This window comes from Paracidovorax konjaci, assembly GCF_900112675.1.
In the GTDB taxonomy this organism is placed as follows: Bacteria; Pseudomonadota; Gammaproteobacteria; order Burkholderiales; family Burkholderiaceae_C; genus Paracidovorax; species Paracidovorax konjaci.
On sequence record NZ_FOMQ01000006.1, the window covers coordinates 136,351 to 161,534 of the forward strand.

General features: G+C 69.3%; 20 protein-coding genes. 11 read left to right on the forward strand and 9 right to left on the reverse strand.

Annotated features, from left to right (window positions below; translation table 11 throughout):
- Positions 1 to 82: 82 nt before the first annotated feature.
- The 5 genes from BM144_RS11035 to purU all read right to left on the reverse strand — a co-directional run bounded on the left by BM144_RS11035 (position 83) and on the right by purU (position 4,982).
- A complete protein-coding gene (locus tag BM144_RS11035) occupies positions 83 to 2,077 on the reverse strand; it encodes a UvrD-helicase domain-containing protein (RefSeq protein WP_092952504.1) in 1,995 nt (664 codons plus the stop codon).
- A complete protein-coding gene (locus BM144_RS11040; protein ID WP_092952131.1) occupies positions 2,074 to 2,526 on the reverse strand; it encodes a response regulator in 453 nt (150 codons plus the stop codon). Before BM144_RS11040 ends, BM144_RS11035 begins: the two co-directional genes overlap by 4 nt.
- Complete coding sequence (locus BM144_RS11045) at positions 2,523 to 3,017, reverse strand: GAF domain-containing protein (protein WP_092952133.1); 495 nt, start codon at positions 3,015 to 3,017, stop codon at positions 2,523 to 2,525. Before BM144_RS11045 ends, BM144_RS11040 begins: the two co-directional genes overlap by 4 nt.
- 189 nt (positions 3,018 to 3,206) lie before the next feature.
- Complete coding sequence (locus tag BM144_RS11050) at positions 3,207 to 4,109, reverse strand: LysR substrate-binding domain-containing protein (RefSeq protein WP_092952135.1); 903 nt, start codon at positions 4,107 to 4,109, stop codon at positions 3,207 to 3,209.
- A 24-nt stretch (positions 4,110 to 4,133) separates the two neighbouring features.
- Positions 4,134 to 4,982, reverse strand: a complete 849-nt coding sequence (gene purU / locus BM144_RS11055; RefSeq protein ID WP_092952137.1) for a formyltetrahydrofolate deformylase — start codon at positions 4,980 to 4,982, stop codon at positions 4,134 to 4,136.
- A 52-nt stretch (positions 4,983 to 5,034) separates the two neighbouring features.
- Here purU and BM144_RS11060 point away from each other — a divergent pair, with 52 nt between their 5' ends.
- On the forward strand, positions 5,035 to 6,999 hold the full coding sequence (locus tag BM144_RS11060) for a putative bifunctional diguanylate cyclase/phosphodiesterase (protein ID WP_092952139.1): 1,965 nt from the start codon (positions 5,035 to 5,037) through the stop codon (positions 6,997 to 6,999).
- A 77-nt stretch (positions 7,000 to 7,076) separates the two neighbouring features.
- Here BM144_RS11060 and BM144_RS11065 read toward each other — a convergent pair whose 3' ends face one another.
- Positions 7,077 to 7,913: a ChaN family lipoprotein gene (locus tag BM144_RS11065; protein ID WP_092952141.1), complete on the reverse strand. Its 837-nt coding sequence runs from the start codon at positions 7,911 to 7,913 to the stop codon at positions 7,077 to 7,079.
- Positions 7,914 to 8,082: 169 nt separating this feature from the next.
- Here BM144_RS11065 and BM144_RS11070 point away from each other — a divergent pair, with 169 nt between their 5' ends.
- Positions 8,083 to 10,002 carry a HAMP domain-containing protein gene (locus tag BM144_RS11070; protein WP_092952506.1) on the forward strand — a complete coding sequence of 640 codons (1,920 nt, stop codon included), beginning with the start codon at positions 8,083 to 8,085 and terminating at the stop codon, positions 10,000 to 10,002.
- A gap of 10 nt (positions 10,003 to 10,012) precedes the next feature.
- Positions 10,013 to 10,780, forward strand: coding sequence for a LuxR C-terminal-related transcriptional regulator (locus tag BM144_RS11075; RefSeq protein ID WP_092952508.1), 768 nt, complete (start codon positions 10,013 to 10,015; stop codon positions 10,778 to 10,780).
- A 31-nt stretch (positions 10,781 to 10,811) separates the two neighbouring features.
- Here BM144_RS11075 and BM144_RS11080 read toward each other — a convergent pair whose 3' ends face one another.
- The 3 genes from BM144_RS11080 to BM144_RS11090 all read right to left on the reverse strand — a co-directional run bounded on the left by BM144_RS11080 (position 10,812) and on the right by BM144_RS11090 (position 13,186).
- The gene (locus BM144_RS11080; protein ID WP_092952143.1) at positions 10,812 to 11,501 is read right to left on the reverse strand and encodes an amino acid ABC transporter permease; all 690 of its coding nucleotides are present in this window, start codon (positions 11,499 to 11,501) and stop codon (positions 10,812 to 10,814) included.
- On the reverse strand, positions 11,501 to 12,259 hold the full coding sequence (locus tag BM144_RS11085) for an amino acid ABC transporter permease (protein WP_092952145.1): 759 nt from the start codon (positions 12,257 to 12,259) through the stop codon (positions 11,501 to 11,503). Before BM144_RS11085 ends, BM144_RS11080 begins: the two co-directional genes overlap by 1 nt.
- Positions 12,260 to 12,358: 99 nt before the next feature.
- Positions 12,359 to 13,186 (reverse strand): ABC transporter substrate-binding protein, encoded by an 828-nt coding sequence (locus tag BM144_RS11090; protein WP_092952147.1) that lies wholly within the window; start codon positions 13,184 to 13,186, stop codon positions 12,359 to 12,361.
- Between the two features lie 357 nt (positions 13,187 to 13,543).
- Between BM144_RS11090 and BM144_RS11095 the strand changes: the two genes are divergently transcribed.
- The 8 genes from BM144_RS11095 (at position 13,544) to BM144_RS11130 (ending at position 25,166) form a co-directional block, all read left to right on the forward strand.
- Positions 13,544 to 14,863 carry an MFS transporter gene (locus tag BM144_RS11095; protein WP_245783628.1) on the forward strand — a complete coding sequence of 440 codons (1,320 nt, stop codon included), beginning with the start codon at positions 13,544 to 13,546 and terminating at the stop codon, positions 14,861 to 14,863.
- Between the two features lie 26 nt (positions 14,864 to 14,889).
- Positions 14,890 to 16,332: a NarK family nitrate/nitrite MFS transporter gene (locus tag BM144_RS11100; protein ID WP_092952149.1), complete on the forward strand. Its 1,443-nt coding sequence runs from the start codon at positions 14,890 to 14,892 to the stop codon at positions 16,330 to 16,332.
- 188 nt (positions 16,333 to 16,520) lie between these two features.
- The gene (locus tag BM144_RS11105; protein ID WP_092952151.1) at positions 16,521 to 20,348 is read left to right on the forward strand and encodes a nitrate reductase subunit alpha; all 3,828 of its coding nucleotides are present in this window, start codon (positions 16,521 to 16,523) and stop codon (positions 20,346 to 20,348) included.
- A gap of 61 nt (positions 20,349 to 20,409) precedes the next feature.
- Positions 20,410 to 21,933, forward strand: coding sequence for a nitrate reductase subunit beta (narH, locus tag BM144_RS11110; RefSeq protein ID WP_092952153.1), 1,524 nt, complete (start codon positions 20,410 to 20,412; stop codon positions 21,931 to 21,933).
- Between the two features lies 1 nt (position 21,934).
- Positions 21,935 to 22,726: a nitrate reductase molybdenum cofactor assembly chaperone gene (gene narJ / locus BM144_RS11115; RefSeq protein ID WP_092952155.1), complete on the forward strand. Its 792-nt coding sequence runs from the start codon at positions 21,935 to 21,937 to the stop codon at positions 22,724 to 22,726.
- Positions 22,723 to 23,505 carry a respiratory nitrate reductase subunit gamma gene (narI, locus tag BM144_RS11120; RefSeq protein WP_092952157.1) on the forward strand — a complete coding sequence of 261 codons (783 nt, stop codon included), beginning with the start codon at positions 22,723 to 22,725 and terminating at the stop codon, positions 23,503 to 23,505. The genes narJ and narI overlap by 4 nt, the downstream gene beginning before the upstream one ends.
- A 23-nt stretch (positions 23,506 to 23,528) precedes the next feature.
- Positions 23,529 to 24,425: a peptidylprolyl isomerase gene (locus tag BM144_RS11125; RefSeq protein WP_092952159.1), complete on the forward strand. Its 897-nt coding sequence runs from the start codon at positions 23,529 to 23,531 to the stop codon at positions 24,423 to 24,425.
- Between the two features lie 27 nt (positions 24,426 to 24,452).
- The gene (locus BM144_RS11130) at positions 24,453 to 25,166 is read left to right on the forward strand and encodes a carbonic anhydrase (protein ID WP_092952161.1); all 714 of its coding nucleotides are present in this window, start codon (positions 24,453 to 24,455) and stop codon (positions 25,164 to 25,166) included.
- Positions 25,167 to 25,184: the final 18 nt, after the last annotated feature.

Genomic DNA, 25,184 nt, shown 5'->3' on the forward strand with positions numbered 1-25,184 from the left:
GGCTGCGCGGCGGTGCGTGAGTTTTCTTGCACGGTGCCGTGAAATGCCGGGGCGGGGCCTCCGGCATGGCCGGTGGCGTGGGTCAGACCGGGCCGGGGCTGACGGGGCGGTCGCGGCTTTCCAGGAGCCACAGGCGCCGGCTGCTGCGCGTCATGGCCACGTAGAGCATGTTGCGCTCGCGCTGGGCGTCCGCCCCGGCGGCGCTGCGCGGAAAGCGCCCCCGTTCCACGAAGGGGACGGCCACGTACTCGTATTCGTGCCCCTTGCAGCGCTCCACCGTGAGCAGTTGCAGGCTGGGTGCCTCCTGCCTCCGGTGCTGGTCGATGCTGGCGTTCACCAGGGGGGCGAGCCGGCCCAGGAACTCATCGACGGACAGCCCCGCGCAGATGCGGGCCAGCGCCCGCAGGCTGCCCTGGCAGGCGCGCAGCTCCTCCGGGCTGATGGGGGCCTGGGCGAAGAACTGGCGCACCAGCGGGTGCCTGCAGAGCTGCCCGGCATCCGCGCAGGCCTCGGGGGGCAGCTCCAGCAGCTGCTCGCAGGGGGCGGAGGCCACGGGAGCGTCCTTGTCGAAGCTTGCGCGGACCAGGAAATGGCGCACCAGCGCCTTCTGGCCGACGAGGTCCACCGCCACGGCCCGGGTGTTCACTTCCACCGGAGAGTCCTGCTCCAGCGCATCCATGTCGAAGAAGCCGTTGGCCAGCACATCCGGATCGGGCTCGCTGGCGCGCCGCACGTACCGCAGCAGCCCTTCGATGGCGTTGCTCACGATGCCCTGCGTGAGCCGGATGCCGTCATGGCAGCCCTGCATGGCCCACATGAGGGTGAGCAGCAGCGCGACCTCGCGGCGCTGGTAGAAGTGCTTCATGCCCTTGCAGGCGTAGTGCACGCCCTCCTGGATGGCCATCCATTCGAGCAGGATCGAATCCTCCGGCGAGCGCACGATCACGTGCAGGCACGGCGGGGGACCGCCGGGCTCCCGCGGGGGCTGGCGGCGCACGAGGCCGTGGATCGCCAGCAACTGCTGCGCGCAGTCGCCGTCGTCGGTGTAGGCCCGGCGCTCGAACCACGCGGCCTTGTCGCGATAGAACGGCGCGAACTCGACCCCGAACAGGGGGTTGAGCCCGCGGCAGATGGCATCGCCGAAGCGGTAGGTGGTGCGGATCTCTTCCACCTGCGTGTCCGCGGGCAGTTCCTGCCGGATGCGGGAGAGGTTGTCGCCGAACACCGAGAAGGCCCCTGGCCGGATGTGCTGGTTGAAGTCGCCCGCGCCCATGAACAGGCCGTTGCCGCCGCGCACGAGGTGGCGCAGCACGAGCATGGCGGCGTTGTCCAGGTCCTGCAATTCATCGAACAGGACCGCGTCGAAGCGGCCCTCCAGCGGCGCGAAGACCTCCTCGAAATCGAGGGCATCGAGCTGCGTCGCGATCTCGTAGGTGCAGTCCCCCGGGGCGTAGAACAGCGGCTCGCCGTTCAAGCCGCGCCGCAGCCGTTCGTAGCGCACCAGCAACTGGTAGAGCCCAGGGTCCAGCTCGTGCTCGCGGCAGTACTCCCCGGCACCCAGGCCGGACTGCTCCCGGTCGCGCAGCAGCATCTGCTGCTTGGCCCGGGCCTCGAAATCCAGGAAGGCCTGCACGTCCAGCCCGAAGGAGAGGGCATCGCCGAGCCCGGGAGCGTCGCCGCGGCGCGGGTCGTGCTCGAGCGCGCTGCAGGCCTGCCGCACCAGCAGTTGGCGCTGCAGGGGCTCGGTGATGCGCACCAGCGCGTCGCCCTGCTCCGAGAGCAGTTGGGCGCACAGCTGCTCCACCGTCATGATCTGAACCTGCCGCGGAAGCGCCGGGGCGATGTTGCCGAGGCGCTGCTCTATCGCGGCGAGCCCGGACTCCGAATACGCGAGCATCAGGATGCGGCCGGCGCCCCGGTGGCGGATCAGGTCCGCGGCCTTGATGGCCAGCGTGGTGGTCTTTCCCGTCCCCGCGAGGGCGCTGACCAGCACCGTGTTCGCGGTCGCGTTGAGAGCGCGGTTCTGTTCGAGCGTCGGGTAGTGCTTGCGCCAGCGGGTGTCGTGCTGCACGTTCATGGGTGGGGCGGCAAGGCCGAGCGCGCGCTGCCGTCCGTGCCCGCCCATGCCTGCGGCGAGCCGAGCATGGCCTGCACCCGTTCGAGCAGTGCGCCGATCTTGAACGGCTTGTGCAGGGTGCCGATCACGCCCATCGACTGGCGCCACGCGTCGCGGTCGGGGTCGTGCAGCGAGGTGATGGCCACCACGGGAATGCGCGGCGGGCTGGCGAAGGCGCCGTCCCGCAGGCGGCCCAGCAGATCCGCCGCCACGGCATGGTCATCACAGTCGAGCACTAGCCCGGAGAACGGCCGCACGCCGAGTACCGGCAGCGCGCGCTCGGCGCTCGTGGTCTCATGGAATTCGACCTGCGCCAGTTCGCGGGCCACCGCCACGATGGTGCGGCGCAGCACGAACTGGGGTTCCACCAGGAGGATGGGCAGCGGAGAGGCGGCGCGGCCGGGGCTCATGCGTCGTCCTCCTTGCCCGCGATGGCTTCATTGACGAGTTCGCGCAGCGCCTTGAGCACTGCCATTTCCGTACCGCCCAAGGTGCGCGGCTCGGTGTCCAGCACGCACAGCGTGCCGATGCGCTCGCCGCCGGGAGCGCTCAGCGGCGCACCCGCATAGAACCGGATGTGCGCGTCGCCGGTCACGAACGGGTTGTCGGCGAAGCGAGGGTCCCGGCGGGCATCCTCGACGACGAGCAGGTCGGGTTGCAGGATGGCATGCGCGCAGAAGGAAACGTCGCGCGCGGTCTCGGACGGCTCCAGGCCCAGGCGCGACTTGAACCACTGGCGGTGCTCGTCCACCAGGCTGACGAGCGCGATGGGGGCGTCCAGCTGTTCGGCCGCGAACCGCACCACGCGGTCGAAGCGCTCCTCGGGCGAGGTGTCCAGGAGCATGAGGTCGTGCAGGGCCCGCAGGCGCTCGGCCTCGTTGTCGGGAAGGGGGGCTGTCATGGCATGGGTCCGGTGGCGGACGGCAGTGCCCGCATCCCGGCATTGTCGGTGGCCTGCGCGGCGGGCGCCATCCCGGCAAGCCCCGAACGTGCTGGAAGGGTACGGCCCCAATTCACCGGGTTGCTACAAAAATAATAGCTAACTATTGAATGGATACGGCGGCATGGGGCACTTTTGGTGCTTGTCCGCTCAGCCCATGGCCCGGCGCAGCCATTCGGCAAAAGCGGCGCATTCCCAGCGGTCCATGGTGCCGGTGCGCCAGCAGAGGTAGTGCGCGTGGGGGCTGGGCGCGTCGAGCGGAAACAGGCGTACCAGGGTGCCGTTCTCCAGCCAGGGGGCGCCGAGCTTGAGGCGCACCAGCGCCACGCCCATGCCGGCGGACGCGGCGTCGCACATGAGGCCGATGTCGTTGAACTGCGAACCCTCCGAGGGCTCCTGCCAGTCGAGCGCCGCAGCCGAGAACCAGCTGCGCCAGGGCTCCAGCGGGCTGCGCAGCAAAGGGGTGCCCTCCAGGTCGGCGGGCCGCTCGAAGGGGCCGTGTTCGCGCAGGAAGGCGGGCGAGGCCAGCGGCGTGACGACATCGCGCGCCAGCTCGACGTGCTCCATGTCGGCGTAGTGTCCGGGCCCGAAGCGCACCACCAGGTCGGCATCCTCCGCCACTACGTCGAGCAGCGGGATGGAGACCTGCAGGGCAAGGTCGATCTCGGGATACGCCTCGGTGAATTGCCGCAGGCGCGGGATGAGGATCGCGCGTGCGAAGGTGGGCGTGACGGCGAGCTTGAGCCGGCGCTTGCCCGGCGCGGCCGCTGCGCCCGGAAAGCGCTGCAGCGCGCCCAGGCCCTCGCGCACATGGGCGAGGTAGGCGCTGCCCTCGGTGGTGAGCGAGAAGTCGGCCCGCCCGAAGAGCCGCGCGCCCAGGATCTGCTCGAGCTGCCGCACGCGGTGGCTCACGGCGCTGGGCGTGACGCACAGCTCGTCGGCCGTCTGGGTCACGCTGCGCAGGCGCGCCAGCGCCTCGAAGGTGACGAGGCACTGGATGGGTGGGATGCGGCGCGCGCCCAGGGGCGCGGGGCCGGGGTCGCGGGCGCTCATGGGCGAGGCGCGGGGGCGGCCTGGTCAGCGGAAGATCACGGTCTTGTGGCCGTTCAGCAGCACGCGGTGCTCGGTGTGCCACTTCACCGCGCGCGCGAGCACCTGGCTTTCGGTGTCCCGCCCTCGGGCGGTGAGGTCTTCCACCGTGTCGGTGTGGTCGGCGCGGGCCACGTCCTGCTCGATGATCGGGCCTTCGTCCAGGTCGGCCGTCACGTAGTGGGCCGTGGCGCCGATCAGCTTCACGCCGCGGTCATGCGCCTGGTAGTAGGGCTTGGCGCCCTTGAAGCTGGGCAGGAAGCTGTGGTGGATGTTGATGGCGCGGCCTTCGAGCTTGCGGCACAGGTCGTCGGAGAGCACCTGCATGTAGCGGGCGAGCACCACCAGCTCGGCGCCTTCCTGCTCGATGATCTCGTACTGGCGTGCCTCGGCCTGGGGCTTGTTGTCCTTCGTGACCGGGATGTGGTGGAAGGGCACGTTGTAGCTGGCGGCCAACTGGTAGAAATCGCGGTGGTTGCTGACGATGGCGCAGATGTGCACCGGCAGCAGGCCCGACTTCCAGCGGAACAGCAGGTCGTTCAGGCAGTGGCCCTCGCGGCTGACCATGATGACGGTCTTCATGGGCTCGCTCGCGGCATGCAGGCTCCAGTGCATGCGGTGCGGCTCGGCGAAGGCCGTGAGCCGCGCGCGCAGCCCGGCCTGGTCATGGGTGTCGCAGGCGAAGCGCACGCGCATGAAGAACAGGCCCGTGGCGTGGTCGTTGTACTGGGCGGCCTCTTCGATATTGCCGCCGTGCTCGAGCAGGAAACCGGAAACCGCATGCACCAGCCCGAGCTTGTCGGGGCAGGACAGGGTGAGAATATAGGCTTGGGTCATAGCGGGGCGATTGTCGCAGCACGGCCCGCAGCAACGCGGAGCAAGGAATTTGATGGACGAGGAGGAGGGGGCCGGACCCCGCAGTGCCCCCGGGGAATCGGCTGGCTGGCGATTGCCCGCCGCGCTGCTCATCTATGCGGCGGCCGGTCTTGCGTGGGTGGCGGGCGCACAGGCGCTGCTGCCGCCCGGCAGCTTCTGGCGCACCGTGCTGGAAGCGGCCTTCGTGCTGGCGCCCGCGGCCTGCGGCGTGTGGGCCTTGCGCCGCTGGCGCGCGCGCGGCCGGGAGATCGCCGTCCTGGCGCGCGGTGCCCGGCAGGCCGACGAGCGCCAGCGCCTGGCCGCCACCGTGGTGGACAACGCGGCCGAGGGCATGGTGGTGACCGACGCCGAGAGCCGCATCCTGTCGGTGAACGCGGCGTTCACGCGGCTGATGGGCTATAGCGAGTCGGAAATGCTGGGTCGCACGCCGCGGCTTTTCAAGTCGGGCCGGCACGGGCGCGCCTTCTACGAAGCCATGTGGCGCGAGCTGGGCCGCACGGGCCACTGGCAGGGCGAGATCTGGAACCGCCGCAAGAACGGCGAGGTGTTTCCTGAGCGCATGTCGCTCTCCAGCGTGCGCAATGCGCAGGGCGAGGTCACGCACTACGTGTGCCTTTTCACCGACATCTCCCAGGAGCACGAGCAGCGCCGGCGGCTGGAGGTGATGGCGCACACCGACCCGCTCACGGGCCTGCCCAACCGCACCTTCTTCGCACAGCAGCTCGACGAGGCCATGACCGACGCGCGGGCCCAGGGCGAGCCGCTGGCGGTACTGCTGGTCAACCTCGACCGTTTCAAGGACGTGAACGACAGCTACGGCCATGCCGTGGGCGACGAGGTGCTGCGCCACATCGCCGCGCGCGTGCAGGGCGCGCTGCGCGCCGGTGATCTGGCCGGGCGGCTGGCGGGCGACGAGATCGGCGTGATCGCCCGCCGCGTGGATGGCGCGTCAGGGGCGGTCGCCACCGCCCGCAGCCTGTTGGCCGCGCTGGCCGAGCCCTGGCGGTCGCCCGACGGCTTCGAGGTGGTGGCCTCGGCCAGCGTGGGCATCTGTTTGTTTCCCGACCATGGCGACAGCGCTGATGCGCTGCTGCAGGGCGCGCACGCGGCGGTGTACGGCGCGCGCGAGCACGGGCACGGCGCCTGGCACTTCTTCGACGAAAGCCTCACGCAGGCCGCGCGCGAGCGGCTGGCGCTCGAAGCGCGGCTGCGCACCGCGCTTGCGCAGGGCCAGTTGCAACTGCACTACCAGCCGCAGGTCGACATCGCTTCCGGGCGCATCATCGGCGCGGAGGCGCTCGTGCGCTGGAACGATCCCGTGGAAGGCTTCATCGCGCCCGATCGCTTCATTCCCGTGGCCGAGCGCACGGGCGTGATCGCCCCGCTGGGCGAGTGGGTGATGCACGAGGCCTGCCGGCAAGCCCAGCGCTGGCGCGATGCCGGCCTGCCCGAGGTGACGATGGCCGTGAACATCTCGCCGCGGCAGTTCCACCTCACCGACCTGGCGGGCTGCGCGGCGCTCGCGCTCGCGGACTCGGGTTTCCCATCGACGCTGCTGGAAGTGGAAATCACCGAAGGCGCGCTTGCCGAGCGGCCGGAGGAGGCCCGACAGGTGCTGCTGCGGCTGCGGAGCCTGGGACTGCGGCTGGCCATCGATGATTTCGGAACGGGCTACTCGTCGCTGGCGCACCTCAAGCGCTTTCCGATCGACGTGCTCAAGATCGACAAGGGCTTCATCCGCGATCTGCCGCAGAGCGTGGACGACATGGCCATCTGCGCCGCCATCATCGCCATGGGGCATAGCCTGGGCCTGGCCGTGCTGGCCGAAGGCGTCGAAACGCCGGAGCAGCTGGGGTTTCTGCACGCGCGGGGCTGCGACCGCTTCCAGGGCTATCTGTGCTGCCGGCCCGTGCCGGCGGAGGACTTCGCTGCGCTCCTGGCACGCCAGGCGGGCGGCGGGCCCTCAGGCGCGCCGTAGCGCGGGAGATCTGCCACGCTGCCCTGCGGCATGGCCCGCGCCGCATCCGGAGCGGACCCATGCCACCGCCGTATCCCTCACCGGGCGGTTCCGGAGTGCTGCCGCAGGCCTGCGCAGTGGTCCTTCGGCGGGACGGCAGGCGTCTGCACGATGCGGTCCGCGGCAGCGGCCGGCAGGGGTGGGCCCTCCTGGCGCGCCTGCGCGATGACGACCTTGGCGCGCAGGTCGTGCTCCCAATGCAGCGGAATGCCGAGGTCGCGCCGCACATGGCCGGCTCCTGCCACGAGCAGCACGGTCTGGCCAGGGCGGCGCGCACCGGCCGCCGTTTGCGCCAGGCTGGCATCGCGCGCGATCTGGATGCGCGCCATGCCGGGCCACTGCGACGCGGGCAGCAGACCGCAGTGGCCTTCCTCCATGGCTGCGATCTGCCGGCGGAGCACCGCCGGCGGCACGCGGGCATCCCACGCGGTGTCGCGCATGGCTTCGCGCATCTGCGCCCGGGGCAGGTTGCCGCCCAGCACGGGAACGCCCGCACGCACGGCCTCCATGGCCACGGGGCCATAGCTTGCCCAGGGCCATGCCGCATCGTTCCAGGCGAGCGCTTCGCGCACATCGGCTTCGGACGCGCCGCGCGGCAGGCGGGAGGTGCTGCGCCCGGCCTCGGCCATCTCCATCACCAGGGCCGCGAGGCGGCCATGGCTGGCCAGCGCGGCGGCTGCCTCGCGCTGCAGGCGCTGGTGGTCGGGTGCATCGTGCTGTTCGCCGATCAGCAGCACCTCGGCGGGCGTCAGGCCGTCCCATGGTGCGTTGTCCGCAGGCGTGCGCGGGGAGTGGCTGCAGGCGGCGGCCAGCAGGGCCAGTGCGAGCACGGCGGCGCGTGCGGCGGTCGGCAGGGCGGTGGGAAGGGTGGTCATGCGGCAGGCCTTTCGGTCGTGCGAAAGCGTGGCTCGGGGCGGGTGATGCTACGGGCCCGCCGGACCCGGCTGCGCGCAAACCAGGGACAGGCGCCGGGTTATCCGCTGCATGCCGCGCGGCTTGACGTGCATCAAGCCCGGTGCGCCGGGCCGTTCCTACACTGCGGCCATGCGCAGACCCCTCACGCTGACCACCCGCCTGCTGGCCATCGGCGGCGGCTTCCTGGCCGTGGCCCTGCTGTCCATTGCGCTGACGCTCTGGATCACCTGGCGGCTCGAAGGCGGTGCCGCAGCCGTCAACGAAGCGGGCCGCCTGCGCATGACCATGATGCGCATGGCGCTCGCAGGGCAACTGGAGTCGCCGCAAGCCGTGGCGCCTCTGTCGGAACGGTTCGATGCCAGCCTGGCCCTGTTGCGGCAGGGCGATCCCGGGAGGCCTCTCTTCGTGCCCTGGAACCCGGACACGCTGGCGCGTTTCGACGGCATCCGTGGAGCGTGGCATGCCCTGCGCGATGGCCCGGGTGCGCCCACGGTGCCGCAGGCCGATGCCTTCGTGCAGCAGGTGGATGGCTTCGTGGATGCGATCGAGCAGCAGATGGCGCGGTGGACCGCGGCGCTGCACCTCTTCCAGCTCGCGATGGTGGCCGTGGCCATTGCCGCGGCCGTGGCCTTCATGGCCGTGAGCCACTGGCTGGTGCTCGCTCCGCTGGCGCGTCTGCAGCAGGCACTCGCGCGCATGGGGCAGGGCGATCTGCGCACGCGCCTGCCCGTGGAGTCGCAGGACGAATTCGGGCAGGTGGCCACCGGCTTCAACCTGATGGCGAATGCGCTGCAATCCTCGCACCAGGACCTGGAGCGCAAGGTGGCGGAGAAGACCTGCCGGCTGGAGGAGCGCAACGCGCGCCTTGCGTCGCTCTACGCGGTGAGCGCCCAGGTCTCCGAGGCCGGCAGCCTCGACGCATTGGCCCGGGGGTTCGTGGAGCGCGTGCGGGAGATCGCGCACGCCGATGCCGCCGCCGTGCGCTGGTCCGACGAGGCCAACGAGCGCTACATGCTGCTGGCGGGCCACGGCCTGCCCGAGTCGATGGCGCAGGGCGAGCATTGCCTGCCCACCGGGGCGTGCCACTGCGGGCAGCCCGAGTCCTCCGCCCGGCTGCGCGTCATCCCCATCCTGCCCAGCGCGCGGCCCGGCATGCCGCACTGCGGCGACGCGGGCTACCAGACGCTGGTGCTGGTGCCCGTGCGCACCCAGCAACGCGTGCTGGGCGAGGTCAACCTCTTCTTCCGGGCGGCCACGGAGGTGGAGCCCGGCATGCGCGAAATGCTGGAGGCCATGGCGAGCCATCTGGCCACGGCGATGGAAGGGCTGCGCGCCACCGCGCTCGAACGCGAGGCCGCCGTGGCGCAGGAGCGGTCCTTCATCGCACGTGAGCTGCACGACTCGATCGCGCAGTCGCTGGCCTTTCTCAAGATCCAGACGCAACTGCTGCGGGACGCGGTCGGCCGTGGCGATACCGGCGCCCGCGACCGCAGCATGGGGGAACTGGATGTGGGCGTGCGCGGCTGCTATGCCGACGTGCGTGAATTGCTCGTGCATTTCCGCACGCGCACCAGCGAGGAGGACATCGAGGCCGCGCTGCGTGCCACGCTCTCCAAGTTCGGCCACCAGACCGGCATCGCGCACACGCTCTCCATGGCAGGGCACGGGCTGCCGCTGGCCCCGGATGTGCAGATCCAGGTGCTGCACATGGTGCAGGAGGCGCTCTCGAACGTGCGCAAGCACTCGGGCGCGCGCCGCGTCGACGTGCGCGTGCAGCGCCATCCGCACTGGCGCTTCGAGGTGGAGGACGACGGCTGCGGGTTCGACCCGGCCGCCGTGCCGCCGGATTCGCTGCACGTGGGCCTGGGCATCATGCGCGAGCGGGCCGATCGCGTCGGCGCGCAGGTGCGCATCGGTGCCACCGCCGGCCGCGGCACGCAGGTCTGCATCGAACTGCCGACCCATCCCGCCAGCCCCGCCGATGCCGGGCCGGCGCCTGCCGCGCGAGCGGCGCGTCCGGTCCCGGCGTTCGCGCCGCTCGCTTGCTGATCCGGCCGCCATGCCGCTCTCCGACACGCCTGTGACCGCGTCGCCTTCCGATGCGCTGCGCTGCGCCGCGGCCGAACCGCTGCGCGTTTTCGTGGTGGACGACCACACGCTCTTCCGCCGCGGCCTGATCGCCTTGCTGGCCCAGTACCCGGCCTTGCGCGTGGTGGGCGAGGCCGGCGATGCGGGCGAGGCGCTGCGGCTGGCGCCGCCGCTCGCTCCCCAGGTGGTTCTGCTGGACCACCACCTGCCGGGAGTGCGTGGCATCGACGCGATCCGCGGGCTGCGCGAGGCGATGCCGCAGGCGCGGGTGCTCATGCTCACGGTGAGCGAAGACGGAGAAGACCTCGCGCAGGCCCTGCGTCAGGGTGCGCAGGGCTACCTTCTCAAGACCATCGAAGGCGATCTGCTGGCCGATGCAATCGCCCGGGCGGCCCGTGGCGAGCCCGTGGTGAGCGCCGAACTGATGGGCAAGCTCGTGGCGGCCTTCCAGGCGCAAGGCGGTCCGCCATCCGATGCGGTAACCGAGGCACCGGGCGCGCCGCCGCCGGACGCCACCCACCAGCCCGAAGCTGCCGAGCCTGCGAGCCCGCTTTCTCCGCGCGAGGAGGACGTGCTGCGGGAAATCGCACGCGGCGCGAGCAACAAGGAGATCGCGCGCGCGCTCGACATTGCGGAGACGACGGTCAAGATCCACGTGCAACACATCCTGCGCAAGCTGGGCCTCAGTTCGCGCGTACAGGCGGCCGTGTACGCGTCGGACCGACAGCGCGTGGCGTGAGCCCTGTCTGGCAAAGCGGCTGGGCCGGCGGTCAGCGCATGGCCGGCGCCGCACCGCGCGCGGCCGCGGCACGCGCACCCAGGTCGAGCGCGCTGCACAGCAGCCAGTAGAGCAGGGCGACGAAGCAGAAGATCTCCGCCGGGGCGATCATTACCCGAGCATTGACCTGCGTGGCGAGGAACGAAAGCTCGTTCACGCCGACGATGTAGGCGAGCGAGCTGTCCTTGATGAGCGTGACCCACTGGTTGATGAAGGACGGCAGCATCATGCGCAGCGCCTGCGGCAGCACCACGTAGCGCAGCGCTCCCCAGCGGGTGAAGCCCATCGCCAGCCCTGCCGTCCACTGCCCGTTGCCCACGCCGCGGATGCCTGCCGCCACGCCGTGGGCCAGGTAGGCGCCGCTCACCAGTGCCAGTGCGGCCATCACCGACAGCACGCCCGGCACGTCGATGCCCAGCCACAACGGCAGCAGGAAGTAGGTCCAGAAGATCAGCATCAGCACCGGAATGGCACGCAGGAAACCCAGCACCGCCACCAGCAGGTGGAGTGCCGGGCCACGCAGCAGCACCAGCAGGATGCCCAGGCCCAGGCCGAGCGCGGCCGAGGCGATGCCCGAACCGGCGCTGAGCAGCAGCGTGAGCAGTGCGCCGCCGGGCGGCCCCTCGGGAAACGTGCCCCAGAGCAGGTAGCCGAGGTCGTTGTGCAGAAACGAGAAGTCCATCATGCCGCCCTGTGCCGGGTGCCCGAGGCCCGCCGCTCCGCGAGGCGGCCGGCGGCCCCCAGCAGCGCAATGGCGAGGATGTAGAGCAGGGTGGCGATGCCGTAGACCTGGAAGGTCTTCCAGGTCTCGGCTTCCACCTGGCGGGCGCGGTACGACAGCTCCATCAGGCCGATGGCCATGCCCAGCGAGGTGTTCTTGAGGATGTTCATGGCCTGGCCGATGAGCGGCGGCGCGGCGATCCGCAGGGCCTGCGGCAGCACCACGTGGCGCAAGGCCTGGCCCGGCGTAAAGCCCAGTGCGAGGGCGGCAGCGCGCTGGCCGCTCGGCACGCCGCGCAGGCCCGAGCGGATGTCCTCGCCCACATAGGCGGCCGAATACAGCACCAGCCCGGCCAAGGCCGCGAGGAACTCGAACGAAGGCCATCGCGCCACCACCGTACCGAACAGAGTCAGCGCATGCGCGCCGTTCAGCCACGCGAGCACGCCCTCGGGCAGCAGCGACGGCAGTCCGAAGTACCAGAACAGCAACTGCACGAGCAGCGGTGTGTTGCGCACCAGGGAGAGGTAGATTCCCGTGACGCGCACGAGTGACGCGCGGCCGCTCTCGCGTGCTGCCGCGAGTGCCGCACCGAGCACGGTGGAGGCGGCGATCACCAGCAGCGAGGACCACAGCGTCATCAGCCAGCCGTCGAGCAGCCAGCCCAGGTAGCGTGGCGCGAGCAGCAGTTCCTGCAGCGCCGAGAAGGAAAGGTCGGTCATCGGCCATGGGCCGCGACGGCCGGGTCCGGTAGGGCGCGGCCGTGGCGGCTGGAAGAAGCGTTGGATGCCAGCGGTGCGCGCCCCATGGCGCGCCAGCCTTCAGGAAGGATCGCCGATCTTGAAGATGCGCTGCAGCGGCGTGGCCGTGCTGGGGCCGAACCAAGCATCGTGGATCTTCTGCGCACGGCCGTCGGCTTCGATGGCGCGCAGCGCTGTGTTCACGGTATCGGTGAGCGCGGTTTCGCCCTTGGGTATGCCCACGCCGATGTAGTCCTGCGAGATCGCGAAGGGCGGGATCTCGTACTTGTCGCGGTCTGGCACGGTGGACAGCAGGCCGATGAGCTTGGGTCCGTCCTGCGAGATGGCCTGCACGTTGCCGTTGCGCAGCGCCGCGAATGCGAAAGGCGTGTCGTCGTAGGCCACCAGCGTGGCCTGCGGGTACTTCTGGCGCAACTGGATCTCGTTGGTGGTGCCCTTGTCCACGCCGATGCGCAGCGCATTCAACTGGTCGGGCGACTTGAGCGTGCCCTTCTTGGCGATGAACTGGGTGCCAGAGGCGAAATAGGGCGTGCTGAAGTTCACGACCTTGGCGCGCTCTTCGGTGATGGTGAAGTTGGCCAGCACCAGGTCCACCTTGCCGGAGGTGAGTAGCGGGATGCGGTTGGCCGGGTTGGTCGGAACGATCTCCAGCTTCACGCCGAGCGCCTTGGCGAGTTCCGCCGCCACGTCCACGTCCAGCCCGACGATCTTGCGGGTCTTGGGATCGACCTGGCCGAACGGTGGGTTGGCGTCGAAGGCGGCCACGCGCACCACGCCGGCCTTCTTGATGTCGCCCAGGCGGTCGGCCCAGGACAGGGTGGATACGGCGGCCAGGGCTGCGAGCAGCACGGCGTTGCGAGGGAGTTTCTGGAGCTGGATTCGGATCATTGGATGGGTCCTCCCGGAGTACAGGTTCTGTGGTGTCTGAGGGCCTGCAGCGTTCCGCCGTGGCGGCGCCGAAGCCCTGGCTGCCGATGATAGGAAGCGCGCCGCGGGCGACATTGGAGGAATCCGGATATCGGTATGCACGGCCGCGCGGCCACCCCTGTGCTAGCGCAGGAGGCATGGGGCATGGCAGGTGCGTGCCTTGTGCATAGTTCTTTCGGAGGATGCGGTGGCGGCAGCGCATCCTCCTTCCGCAGCGGCCCGCCCCCTCCAGCGGAGGATGTGCAGCCCATGCCGTTCGCGGGACCATGCGTCCATGCCCTGCGGACCCACTGCGGGGCTTTCCCAAGGACGAACGCCATGGCCCACGCACGCGCCACAGCCCATGCCCAGGGCGGCAGCAGCCCCCTTCCCGTCTCCGAATCCGCAGCCCGGCCAGCGCACCAGGCCTGGGCGGTGCTCGCCGTGAGCACGCTGGCGTTCACCGTGTGCTTCATGGTGTGGATGATGTTCGGCGTCATCGGCATCCCGATCAAGAAGATGCTGAACCTGAACGCCACGCAGTTCGGGCTGCTCACGGCCATGCCGGTGCTGACCGGCTCGCTGGTGCGCGTGCCGCTCGGCATCTGGACCGACCGCTACGGCGGCCGCATCGTGATGGCCTGCCTGATGGCCGCCACCGTGCCGGCCATCTGGATGATGGGCTATGCCACGCAATACTGGCATTTCCTCACCATCGGCCTTTTCGTGGGGTTGGCGGGTGGCTCGTTCTCGGTGGGCACGCCCTATGTGGCGCGCTGGTTCCCCAAGGCGCGCCAAGGCACGGCCATGGGAATCTACGGGGCGGGAAACTCCGGTGCCGCCGTGAACAAGTTCGTGGCGCCGGCGATCCTCGTCGCCTTCGGATGGGCGGCGGTGCCGCACGCGTACGCGGCCATCATGCTCGGCACGCTGGCGCTCTTCTGGCTCTTCAGCCACAGCGACCCGTCGCACCGGGTTCCCAGCCATGTGACCTTCATCGACCAGTTGCAGGCCTTGAAGGATCCGCGCGTGCTGAAGTACTGCCAGTACTACAGCATCGTGTTCGGCGGCTACGTGGCGCTGTCGCTCTGGATGGTGCAGTACTACGTGGGCGAATACGGCCTGGACATCCGCGTGGCCGCGCTGCTGGCCGCGTGCTTCTCGCTGCCCGGCGGCGTGCTGCGCGCGATCGGCGGCGCGCTCAGCGACAAGTACGGCGCGCACAGCGTGACCTGGTGGGTGCTGTGGGTCTGCTGGGTGTGCCTCTTCCTGCTGTCGTATCCGCAGACCGATTTCACGGTGCTCGCCGTGGACGGGCCGCGCAGCTTCCACATCGGCCTGAACGTGTATGCGTTCACCGGGCTCATGTTCGTGCTGGGCATCGCGATGGCCTTCGGCAAGGCCAGCGTCTTCAAGTACATCAGCGACGACTACCCCGCCAACATCGGCGCGATCAGCGGCATCGTGGGCCTGGCCGGCGGGCTGGGCGGCTTCGTCCTGCCCATTCTTTTCGGCGTTCTCATGGATTGGACGGGCGTGCGGTCGAGCGCCTTCATGCTGATGTACGGCGTGGTCTGGGTGTCGCTGGTCTGGATGTATTTCACCGAAGTGCGGCGCACCGACGTGATGGACGCGCGCGGCGAAGCGGTGGCTCGGTGAACGCGCAACACGAAGAGAGGATTTCCATGCCTGCGACTTCTTCTGGACACACCGCCCGGCAGGGCCGGCTGCTCACGCTCTGGACCCCCGAGGACAAAGCCTTCTGGGAACGCGAGGGCGAGGCCGTCGCGCGCCTCAACCTCTGGATCTCGGTGCCCGCGCTGTTCCTCGCCTTCGCCATCTGGCAGGTGTGGAGCGTGGTTGCCGTGAGCCTGCCCGCGCTGGGCTTCCGCTATTCGACCAACCAGCTTTTCTGGCTGGCCGCCGCGCCCGCGCTGTCGGGTGCCACGCTGCGCATCTTCTACTCGTTCATGGTGCCGGTGTTCGGCGGGCGCCGCTGGACCGCCATCTCCACCGCCTCGCTGCTGGTGCCGGCACTGGGCATCGGCCATGCCGTGCAGGACAACACCACCGGCTATCCCACCATGCTGGCGCTCGCGCTGCTGTGCGGCCTGGGTGGCGGCAATTTCAGCTCCAGCATGGCCAACATCAGCTTCTTCTTTCCGAAGGAGCGCAAGGGGTCGGCGCTGGGCGTGAACGCGGGGCTGGGCAACCTGGGGGTCTCGGTGGTGCAGTTCCTGAGCCCGCTCGTGATCACGGCCGGCGTGTTCGGCGTGCTGGGCGGCGATGCGCAGACCATGGTAAAGAACGGTCAGGCGCAGCAGGTGTGGGCGCAGAACGCGGCCTTCGTCTGGGTGCCCTGGATCGCGCTCGCGTCACTGGCCGCCTGGTTCGGCATGAACGACATCGCGGACGCGCGCGCTTCGTTCGCGGCGCAGGCCGCGATCTTCCGCCGCAAGCACAACTGGATCATGTGCGTGCTGTACCTGGGCACCTTCGGCTCGTTCATCGGTTTTTCCGCGGGCTTTCCTCTGCTCATCAAGAGCCAGTTCCCCGACGTGAACCCGCTCGCCTACGCATGGCTGGGCCCGTTGGTGGGCGCGCTGATCCGGCCCGTGGGCGGATGGCTCTCCGACAAGCTGGGCGGGGCCCGGGTGACGCTCTGGAACTTCGCCGTGATGGCCCTGGCCGTCGGGGGCGTGCTGGCCTTTTTGCCCAAGGGAACGGGCGACTACGCGCTCGCCTTCGGGCCGGCGGAGGGCAGCTTCGCGGGTTTCTTCGCGATGTTCATGGTGCTGTTCCTCACCACCGGCATCGGCAATGGATCCACGTTCCGGATGATCCCCGTGATCTTCCTGAACCTGCGCCTCGCCGAAGTGCGCACGGGCAGTGCCGAGGCCCGCGCCCAGGCCACCCGCGAGGGCAACACCGAAGGCGCCGCAGCCCTGGGCTTCGCGGGCGCGCTGGGCGCCTACGGCGGCTTCTTCATCCCCAAGAGCTACGGCAGCTCGATCGCCGCGACGGGCGGACCGGAGCTGGCGCTCTGGACATTCGCCGCGTTCTACGCGCTGTGTATCGGCATCACCTGGTGGTACTACGCGCGCCGCCATGCAGAAATGCCCTGCTAGAGCAAGGAACGCACCCCCTGAGCCGCCTTTGGCGCCTTCCCCCTCTCCTGCGGGAGGGGGACGCACCCGGTGGCCTGGCAAGCCAGTTCCACGGGTGCCCTGGCTTTGGCCGCGCCGGTTTTACCCGCTGTGGAGACGGCCGGTGCGATGGATCACCGGATAACGCAAATGCATTTCAAGGAACCACGATGAGTCACTTTCTCGACCGCCTCACGTACTTCAGCCAGCCGCGCGAATCGTTCGCCGATGGCCATGGCCAGGTCAACGGCGAAGACCGCACCTGGGAAGACGCCTACCGCAACCGCTGGGCGCACGACAAGACCGTGCGCTCCACCCACGGCGTGAACTGCACGGGCTCCTGCTCGTGGAAGATCTACGTCAAGGGCGGGATCGTCACCTGGGAAACCCAACAGACCGACTACCCGCGGACGCGCTGGGACATGCCCAACCACGAGCCGCGGGGCTGCGCGCGGGGCGCAAGCTACAGCTGGTACCTCTACAGCGCCAACCGCGTGAAATACCCCATGGTGCGCGCACGGCTGCTGCAGGCCTGGCGCGAGGCACGCGCCACGCTCGCGCCCGTGGAGGCCTGGGCCTCCATCGTCGGCAACGAGGCCACGCGCCAGAGCTACCAGCGCATGCGCGGCCTGGGCGGCTTCGCGCGCTCGACCTGGGACGAGGTCAACGAGATCGTGGCGGCGTCCAACATCCATACCATCCAGCGCCACGGGCCCGACCGCATCATCGGCTTCTCGCCCATTCCCGCGATGTCGATGGTGAGCTACGCGGCCGGATCGCGCTATCTGAGCCTGATCGGCGGCGTGTGCATGAGCTTCTACGACTGGTACTGCGACCTGCCGCCCTCCAGCCCGCAGGTCTGGGGCGAGCAGACCGACGTGCCCGAATCGGCCGACTGGTACAACGCCGGCTACATCATCGCCTGGGGCTCCAACGTTCCGCAGACGCGCACGCCGGACGCCCACTTCTTCACCGAGGTGCGCTACAAGGGCACGAAGACGGTGGCCGTCACGCCCGATTATTCCGAGGTCGCCAAGCTGGCCGACATCTGGATGAACCCCAAGCAGGGCACCGACGCGGCCGTGGCCATGGCCATGGGCCACGTGATCCTGCGGGAGTTCTACTTCCCCGAGCAGGGCGAGCGCAGCGCCTACTTCGACGAATACGTGCGCCGCTACACCGACATGCCCATGCTCGTGACCTTGCGCGAGCACACGCTTGCAGACGGCAGCGTGGTGCGGGTGCCCGACCGCTATGTGCGCGCCAGCGATTTCGCGGACCGGCTGGGGCAGGACAACCACCCCGACTGGAAGACGGTCGCGTTCGATGAGCACGGCGGCGCGGTGTGTCCCCAGGGCGCCATCGGGTTCCGCTGGGGGCCGGACGGGCGTGCAGACCAGGGCCAATGGAACCTGGAAGACAAGGACGCGCGCACCGGCGCCCCCGTGCGGCTGCGGCTGTCGCTGATGGAGGCCGGCCCGCAGGAGGCGCAGGGCTGGGAGACGGCGCAGGTCGGTTTTCCTTACTTCGGCGGCATTGCCAGTGCGCATTTCCCTTCCAACGTGCAGTCCGATGTGATCGCGCGCACCGTGCCCGTGCGGCGGCTGTCCACCGTGGATGCCGATGGCACGGCGCGTGAGCTGCTGGTGGCCACCGTGTTCGACCTGCAGGTGGCGCATTACGGCGTTGCGCGCGGATTGCCCGGCGAGAACGCGGCCGCCAGCTACGACGACGACACCCCCTACACGCCCGCGTGGCAAGAGAAGATCACCGGCACGCCGCGCGCGCAGGTGATCGCGGTGGCGCGCCAGTTCGCCGAGAACGCGCACCAGACCCGCGGGCGCTCGATGGTCATCATCGGTGCGGCGATGAACCACTGGTACCACTGCGACATGAACTACCGGGGCATCATCAACATGCTCATGATGTGCGGCTGCATCGGCCAGAGCGGTGGTGGCTGGGCGCACTACGTGGGCCAGGAAAAGCTGCGCCCTCAGACGGGCTGGACGGCCCTGGCCTTCGCGCTGGACTGGATTCGCCCGCCGCGCCAGCAGAACTCCACCAGCTTTTTCTATGCGCACACCGACCAGTGGCGCTACGAGAAGCTCGGCGTGGAGGAGGTGCTGTCGCCCCTGGCCGACCGCGCGCAGTTCGGCGGCAGCATGATCGACTACAACGTGCGTGCCGAACGCATGGGCTGGCTGCCTTCGGCGCCGCAACTGAAGACCAACCCGCTGCAGGTGGTGCGCGATGCCGAGGCCGCGGGCATGGATCCGAAAGCCTACGCCGTGCAGGCCCTGAAGAGCGGCCAGCTCAAGATGAGCTGCACCGACCCGGACCACCCCGACAACTGGCCGCGCAACATGTTCGTGTGGCGGTCGAACATCCTGGGATCGTCGGGCAAGGGGCATGAATACTTCCTCAAGCACTTGCTGGGCACGCGCAACGGCGTGCAGGGCAAGGACCTGGGCGCAGGCGATGCCAAGCCCAGTGAGGTGGCGTGGCATGCGCAGGCGCCCGAGGGCAAGCTGGACCTGCTGGTCACGCTCGACTTCCGCATGAGCACGACCTGCCTCTATTCGGACATCGTTCTGCCGACGGCCACCTGGTACGAGAAGAACGATCTCAACACCAGCGACATGCATCCCTTCATCCATCCGCTCTCCACGGCGGTGGACCCGGCCTGGCAGTCGCGCAGCGACTGGGATATCTACAAGGGCTTTGCCCGCACCTTCAGCGCGCTGGCGCCGGGCCACCTGGGCGTGGAGCGCGATCTGGTGCTCACGCCGATCGCGCACGACACGCCCGGCGAACTGGCCCAGCCCTTCGGCGTTGCCGACTGGACACGCGGCGAATGCGATCTCGTGCCCGGCAAGACCGGTCCGCAGATGGGTGTGGTGGAGCGCGACTACCCCAACCTGTATCGCCGCTTCACCGCGCTGGGGCCCCTGATGGAGAAGGTGGGCAACGGCGGCAAGGGCATCGGCTGGGATACGAAGGACGAGGTGCAACAGCTGCGCGAACTCAATGGTGCCGTGGCCGCGCCCGGGCCGACGCAGGGCATGCCGCGCGTCGAATCCGACATCGACGCCTGCGAGGTGATCCTGCAGCTCGCGCCCGAGACCAATGGCCACGTGGCCGTGAAGGCCTGGGACGCGCTGGGCCGGCAGACGGGCCGTGACCATACCCATCTGGCACTGCACCGCGAGGACGAGAAGATCCGCTTCCGCGACGTGCAGGCGCAGCCGCGCAAGATCATCAGCTCGCCCACCTGGAGCGGGCTGGAGAGCGAGAAGGTCAGCTACAACGCCGGCTACACGAACGTGCATGAGCTGATCCCATGGCGCACCCTGACGGGCCGCCAGCACTTCTACATCGACCACCCGTGGATGCTCGCGTTCGGCGAGGGCTTCAGCAGCTACCGCCCCCCGGTGGACCTGAAGGCCACTGCCGAGGTGCAAGGCCGCAAGCCCAATGGCAACCCGGAAATCGCACTGAACTTCATCACGCCGCACCAGAAGTGGGGCATCCACTCCACGTACACCGACAACCTGCTCATGCTCACGCTGAGCCGTGGCGGGCCCTGCGTGTGGATCAGCGAGGACGATGCGAAGCGCGCGCAGATCGAGGACAACGACTGGATCGAACTCTTCAACGCCAACGGCGCGCTCACCGCCCGCGCGGTGGTGAGCCAGCGCGTGAAGCCCGGCATGGTGATGATGTACCACGCGCAGGAAAAGATCGTGAACACCCCGGGTTCGGAAGTGACCGGCACGCGTGGCGGCATCCACAACTCGGTGACCCGCGTTGTGCTCAAGCCCACCCACATGATCGGCGGCTATGCGCAGCTGAGCTACGGCTTCAACTACTACGGAACGATCGGCACCAACCGCGACGAGTTCATCGTGCTGCGCAAGATGAACCGCGTGGACTGGCTCGACACCCCCGTCGCGGACCAGCTCGTCCGCCCCACGCTGGACCAGGGAGAAACCGCATGACCCCCACCCCCACGATGAAGAAGACCACGGCCGGCCACGGAGCCGGCGGCAAGGAGGCCGCATGAAAGTCCGCGCACAGATCGGCATGGTGCTCAACCTGGACAAGTGCATCGGCTGCCATACCTGTTCCGTCACCTGCAAGAACGTGTGGACCAGCCGTCCCGGCATGGAGTACGCCTGGTTCAACAACGTCGAGTCCAAGCCCGGCATCGGCTACCCCAAGGATTGGGAGAACCAGGACCGCTGGAACGGTGGCTGGGTGCGCCGCGCCGATGGCTCCATCGCTCCGCGCCAGGGCGCGAAGTGGAAGCTGCTGATGAAGATCTTCGCCAACCCCCACCTGCCGGAGATCGACGACTACTACGAACCCTTCACCTACGACTATGCGCACCTGCAGTCCGCGCCCGAGATGAAGGCCGCGCCCACGGCGCGCCCGCGCAGCCTCATCACCGGGCAGCAGATGGACAAGATCGTCTGGGGGCCGAACTGGGAGGAAATCCTGGGCGGCGAGTTCTCCAAGCGCAGCAAGGACAAGAACTTCGACGACATCCAGAAGGACATGTACGCGCAGTTCGAGAACACCTTCATGATGTATTTGCCGCGCCTGTGCGAGCACTGCCTCAACCCGGCGTGCGTGGCCTCGTGTCCTTCGGGATCGATCTACAAGCGCGAGGAAGACGGCATCGTCCTCATCGACCAGGACAAGTGCCGCGGCTGGCGCATGTGCGTCTCGGGCTGCCCCTACAAGAAGATCTACTACAACTGGAAGAGCGGCAAGGCCGAGAAGTGCATCTTCTGCTACCCGCGCATCGAATCGGGGCAGCCGACGGTGTGCTCCGAGACCTGCGTGGGCCGCATCCGCTACCTGGGCGTGCTGCTGTACGACGCGGACCGCATCGCCGAGGCCGCCAGCGTCGAGCGCGACCGCGATCTCTACCGCGCACAGCTCGACATCTTCCTGGACCCGAACGACCCCGAGGTGATCGCGCAGGCACGCATCGACGGCATCCCCGATGCCTGGATGGAAGCCGCCCGCCGCAGCCCGGTCTACAAGATGGCCGTGGACTGGAAGGTGGCCCTGCCGCTGCACCCCGAGTACCGCACGCTGCCGATGGTCTGGTACGTGCCGCCGCTGTCGCCCATCAGCGCCGCCGCCAACGCCGGGCATGTGGGCGCCAACGGGCTGATTCCCGACGTGGGGCAACTGCGCATCCCGGTGCAGTACCTCGCCAACCTGCTCACCGCCGGTGACACGGCGCCCGTGGTGCGCGCGCTCGAACGCATGCTGGCCATGCGCGCCTTCCAGCGCGCCAGGCACGTGGAGCACCGCATCGACCTCGACGTGCTCGCCCAGGTCGGCCTCACGCAGGCCGAGGTGGAAGACATGTACCAGACCATGGCCATCGCCAACTATGAAGACCGCTTCGTCATTCCCACCACGCACCGCGAATACGCCGAAAACGCCTTCAACGTGCGCGGCGGCTGCGGCTTCAGTTTCGGCAACGGATGTTCGGATGGCGTGAGCGACGTGAGCCTGTTCGGTGCCGAGAAGAAGCGCACCATTCCGATCAAGGCGGGGGTCTGACATGGGTACCACCACCACCGACTCTCGCACCGGGCCGACCGCCCCCGCCGCTGTGCGCGGGCGCCACCCGGGCAGCGCCACGCTGCGCATACTCGCCGCCCTGCTGGATTACCCCGGCAGCGCGCTGCGCAGCCACCTTGCGGAGCTGCCCCAGCTGCTCGCGGCCGACGCCGTGCTGGCCGCGCCGCGCCGCGCGCAGATCGGCCGCCTGCTGGACCTGCTCTCGCAAGGCGACCCGCTGGATGCAGAAACCGCCTATGTGGAGCTGTTCGACCGTGGCCGTGCCACCTCGCTGCACCTCTTCGAGCACGTGCATGGCGACTCCCGCGACCGCGGACCGGCCATGATCGACCTGGGCGAGACCTATGCGCGCGCCGGGCTGCTGCTGCGTGAGGACGAGTTGCCCGACTATCTGCCGGCGGTGCTGGAGTTCGTCTCCACCCAGCCGCCGCGCGAAGCCCGCTCTTTCCTCCGCGAGATCGCGCATCTGCTGGCCGCCATCCACGCCGCGCTGGTCCAGCGCGGCAGTGCGCAGGCAGCGCCTTATACGCAGGCCTACGCCGCCGTGTTCGCGGCGCTGCTGGAGCTTGCCGGGCGCCCCGTCCCCGATGCACCCGCGCCGCACGCAGCAAATCCCGCCGAGCCCGGCATCGACGAAAGCTGGACCGAGCCCGCCGCATTCGACGGCTGCTCGAACCTCGGCCAGGCCCGGGCGGGCCAACCCCAGCCCATTCGCATCGTCCGCGCCGGACCGGCCCATGCCGCAGGCGCATCCCAAGGAGCGAAACCATGAGCGCCGCCCTGCACGACTTCCTCTTCCAGGTGTACCCCTATGTCTGCTTCACCGTCTTCGTGGTGGGGAGCCTGGTCCGCTTCGACCAGAACCAGTATTCGTGGAAGAGCGATTCCTCGCAGATGCTGCGCTCTGGCCTGCTGCGCTGGGGCAGCAACCTGTTCCACTTCGGCGTGCTGTTCCTTTTCTTCGGCCACATGGTGGGGCTGTTCACGCCGCACAGCGTGTACGGGGTCTTCATGAGCGCCTCCACCAAGCAGATGCTGGCCGTTTCGGCCGGTGGCGTGGCAGGCGCGATGTGCTTCGCCGGCCTCACCATGCTGCTGTGGCGCCGGCTGTTCGATCCGCGCATCCGCCACACGAGCCATGCGACCGATATCGCGGTGCTCGTGGTGCTGTGGGTGCAACTGGTCGTCGGGCTCGTCACGCTGCCGTACTCGCTGCACCACACGGACGGCAGCGTGATGCTGATCCTGGCCGACTGGGCGCAGCGCATCGTCACGCTGCGGCCTGTGGATGCTTCCGCCCTGGCGGGGCTGCCGTGGCCGTTCCTCTTTCACATCGTGTTCGGCATGACGATCTTCCTGCTCTTTCCGTTCAGCAGACTGGTGCATGTGTGGAGCGGCTTCGGCGCCGTGGCCTACCTGTTCCGGTCGCCGCAGATCGTGCGGGCCCGGCGCCTGAACGTGCCGGCAGGCCAGAACTTGCCGGGCCAGCCCAGTGCCGTGCCGTCGCCCGACGTGGCCCGTGCCATCGACAACCCGCGCGCCACGCGCTGAACGCAACGATCCCGGAGGTTCCCATGTCCTGTACCTGCCAAGATTCCCCGCAGTCCAGCGGATGCTGCGGCTCCGGCGCCAGCCTGGATTCCGGGTTCGAGTCCGGCCTGGAGCCCAACTTCGGCGCCGGGTCGGGTTGTCCGGCGCCTGCGGTCGAAGGGCCGGTCGCATCGGTCAACGGCATCGCACTCAACCGCCCCACCGATGTACCTGACGCCGATGTCCTGCGCCAGCGCGCCTGCACCGAGCTGCTCCGCCAGGCAGCGCAGCGCGCCGGCCTGCTGCCGGCCGATGACCTGCCTGCCGACGACGGCACCACGTCCGAAGCCGCGACGCAGGCGATCGAATCACTGCTGGAGCAGGCGCTGGCCGTGCCCGAGCCGTCCGACGAGGCATGCCGCCGCCACTATGGCGCGCACACCGGGCGCTACCGCGACGGCGAGCGTGTGCACCTGCGCCATGTGCTCTATGCGGTAACCCCTGGCGTGGATGTGCAGCGCCTGCGCGGGCGCGCCGAGGAGACATTGCTGCGACTGCGCTGCGCGCATGATGGCGGCGAGTCGTTCGCGCGGGCTGCCCGGGAGTCGTCCAACTGCCCCACCGGCGTGGAGGGTGGCGACCTGGGCTGGCTGGGCCGCGAGGACTGCGCGCCCGAGTTCGCCCGCGAGGTCTTCGGCGCGCAGGAGGTCGGCGTGCTGCCGCGCCTCGTGCACAGCCGGTTCGGGCTGCATGTGGTCGAAGTGGTGTCGCGCGATGCCGGCCGCCAGCGCGGTTTCGGCGAAGTGCGCGCAGCGGTCGCGTCGGCACTGCGCCAGCAGGCCTGGGTGAATGCGCTGCGGCAGTACCTCCAGGTGCTCGCAGGCGACGCCGTGCTGGAAGGTGTCGCGCTGGACGGCGCGTCCACGCCGCTCGTGCAATAGCGTTATTCCGGAACGGCCTTCACTGCCATGCCCGACGAGCTGCTGCAGCGCCTGCGGCGTTTTCACGACGATGCGTTCCCGCGCTACCGCCAGCGGTTCCAGGACCTGGTGGCGCAGGGGCAGCGGCCGACCACGCTCTTCATCGGCTGCTCCGACTCGCGCCTCGTACCGCACCTGCTCACCGGCGCGGGGCCGGGGGAGTTGTTCCTCGTGCGCAACGTGGGTGCCTTCGTGCCGCCCTACGACGGCTCGCGCGGCCACCACGGCACGGCCGCGGCCATCGAATACGCGGTGCTGGGCCTGGAGGTGCGCCGCATCGTCGTCTGCGGGCATAGCCACTGCGGCGCCGTCAAGGCGCTCTATGGCGAGGTGCCTGCCGAGGCCCTCAACCTGCAGCGCTGGCTCGAACTCGGCCGGGAGGCCGTGCTGCCGGTGCAGCCCACGCCCGAAGCGATGCGCCGCACCGAGCAGCGCGCCGTGGTGCTGCAGCTCGAACGGCTCATGGACTACCCGATGGTGCGGCGGCGCGTGCAGGCCGGCGCATTGAGCCTGCATGGCTGGCACTACGTGATCGAAGAGGGCGAAGTGCATGTCTTCGACCTGGAGCAAGCCGGTTTCGTGGCCGCTTCCAGCGCAGACCACAGCGGAACCGGGCCCTATGCGCCCTACGTCGAACACGACGGCCAAGTCCTTTGCGACGGAGTTGACATAGCCCAGGGCGGTGGTCCGGCGGAGGAGTAAAAAGGCGGTTTCGCCGTG